General features: G+C 69.6%; 1 protein-coding gene. It reads right to left on the reverse strand.

What is annotated here, in order from left to right; translation table 11 throughout:
* Positions 1–167: 167 nt before the first annotated feature.
* On the reverse strand, positions 168–552 hold a 385-nt coding region (locus GVL52_RS31755), incomplete at its 5' end, for an NAD(P)-dependent oxidoreductase (RefSeq protein WP_280179123.1).

The raw sequence follows: 552 nt of genomic DNA on the forward strand, positions 1-552 counted from the left end.
CTTCACGAACGCGACCGAGCTGCCGCCCGGAACGAAGGCCGTGCAGTAATAGCGGCTAACACGACCCTTCTGGCGTCGTTGCCGCATCTTGTCGTACTCATCGTGCTGCCTGCGATACGGCGCCTAGCCAGAACCGCTTCGCTGGGCCGTATCAGCCACTCTTGGCATCACACCGGCGACACCACGCCGCGCCCGGCGAAATGCCCTTGCGCGTTGGCCATGAACCGGTCCACGCTGGCCTGCACGGCCTCGGGCGACCAGCCTGCCACATGGGGCGTGAGCACGACGTTGTCGAGCCCGACGAGCGCCTCGGGCGGATGCGGCTCGCTCTCGTACACGTCCAGGCCCGCGCCAGCGATGCGGTGGCCACGCAGCGCGTCGGCCAGCGCCTCGGTATCGACCACGCTGCCGCGCGCGATGTTCACCAGATAGCCCAGCGGGCCGATCGCATCGAGGATGTCGGCGTTCACCGCATGCCGCGTGGCCGGGCCGCCCGGCGTGGCGCACACCAGCACGTCGCACCACTCGGCGAGCTCGCGCAGGCTGCCGAAG

This window comes from Rhizobium sp. 18055 (genome assembly GCF_902706285.1).
Taxonomy (GTDB): Bacteria; Pseudomonadota; Alphaproteobacteria; order Rhizobiales; family Rhizobiaceae; genus Rhizobium.